Source organism: Aerococcus sp. L_32, from assembly GCF_050689315.1.
Genome location: NZ_JBOEQF010000412.1, coordinates 1 through 1676 on the forward strand (window position 1 = coordinate 1; position 1676 = coordinate 1676).

General features: G+C 35.0%; 2 protein-coding genes. Both read right to left on the reverse strand.

What is annotated here, in order from left to right:
• Positions 1–38 precede the first annotated feature (38 nt).
• A complete protein-coding gene (locus tag ACRCJ0_RS13495; RefSeq protein ID WP_431390752.1) occupies positions 39–284 on the reverse strand; it encodes a hypothetical protein in 246 nt (81 codons plus the stop codon).
• A 136-nt stretch (positions 285–420) separates the two neighbouring features.
• Complete coding sequence (locus ACRCJ0_RS13500; RefSeq protein ID WP_431390753.1) at positions 421–1542, reverse strand: AI-2E family transporter; 1122 nt, start codon at positions 1540–1542, stop codon at positions 421–423.
• Between the last annotated feature and the right edge of the window lie 134 nt (positions 1543–1676).

The window sequence follows — 1676 nt, forward strand, 5'->3', positions numbered from 1 at the left end:
TAGTAAATTTGCTCCCTTTCTGCTCCATGTTATGCTCCCTAATCAAAATGCTCCAGCACATCGCTAGCTAAATGTTTACCAGTGCTTTGATAGATATGTAAAGTGTTTTCTTCTATATAGAGTATAAAATTATTATCATTGGTAAACAACACATAAACATCAACTGGCAAATCACCAGCATACCCATAACGAATATAGTCAAAATTCTGGCTATATCCTTTTTTGTTTAGAAAATTAGGAATACTAAAATTGATATCTACCAATGACTTATATATTAATTTCATATTATCACCGAATATATTATAACAGGAAACACAAAAAAAGCCCCTACCTCCGAATAGGAAGTAAGGGCTTTACTGTGCTAAGTTGGGAGCAAAGTACCTATATAATATAACTTATTTTAAAGATTTTTCCTTATTTTTATTTCCATTCTCTAGGGTATTCTTGCAAATTCCTCTTTTTCTGGATTTGATAAATCTTATGAATATTGATGATTAACGTCTTTATGACGGCATATACCGGTATACAGATTAGCATGCCCAAGATGCCTGCAATACTTCCAGCTCCAATCAATAGTAAAATAATGGTCAGAGGATGGATATTCATGGACTTACCAAATAATAGTGGCTTGATCAAATTACCGTCCAACTGTTGGATAACTAAGATCGATAGCGCCATGTACAATGCTTGTAATGGTGAAATAAAAAGTCCTACTATCACCGCCGGCACTGCACCGATAAATGGTCCAACATACGGAATAATATTCGTAACCCCACAAAAAATAGCCAACAGTAGTCCATAGGGTTGTTTAAAGACCATCATCGCTAAAAAACTTAAAATTCCAATAATAAACGCATCTAAAACCGTACTGCTGATGTAAGCAGACAACGTCTCGTTTAATTCACGTACCGTTTGCCGTAGCTCCTTACGGATCGTTAACGGGAAGAATTTTGAAACAGCATCTAAAAAACCGTGTCCATCTTTAAACATGAAAACCAAAATAAATGGCACTGTGAACAACAGAACAAGAAAATTCATTGCAAATCCCACGATTAGTGACAACCCAGTGGTTGCATTGATGACTCCAACTCTGATTAAATTATTAATCGATAGGTTTGCTGAGTTCAACTGTTCAACTAAATTCAGGTTTTTAAACTCTTCCTTATTTGAAAGTTCATTTAACCAACGACCTGTTTCCTCAGCATAGATTGGTAAATTTTGTGTTAGCTCAGTGGTTTGTTCAATCATTTTAGGAACTACATTCAGCAATATTAGAGCACCAGCAAAGACCACCACAATAAATGATAGGAGAAATCCAATCACCCTTGGCACCCCACCTCTTTCCTCTAAAAAAACAACTATTGGATCAAACATATAATACAAAAAACCTGCAACTATCAATGGCAGAAGTATTGCCGAAGCCATCCCAATCAGCGGTTTGAAAATGTTGGCCATTTGTGAAATAAAATAAATGCCAATAATCGTTAAGACTATTTCCACTGTCCAAAAAAATAACTTGGACTGCTTGAATCGCGTAAACATAAGCGCCTCCTCTAAATTTTTTTATATAATATGATCTTATATTACCATTAATCCATACAGAGCGAGCGATATTTGCAGAAAAAGAGGTAGCAGACAATTAAGTCCACTACCTCTACTAATTTAAAACTATTTAA

Coding starts and splice junctions, on each gene's coding strand:
- ACRCJ0_RS13500 (WP_431390753.1), bottom strand. CDS start 1,542: ATGTTTACGCGATTCAAGCAGTCCAAGTTATTTTTTTGGACAGTGGAA.
- ACRCJ0_RS13495 (WP_431390752.1), bottom strand. CDS start 284: ATGAAATTAATATATAAGTCATTGGTAGATATCAATTTTAGTATTCCT.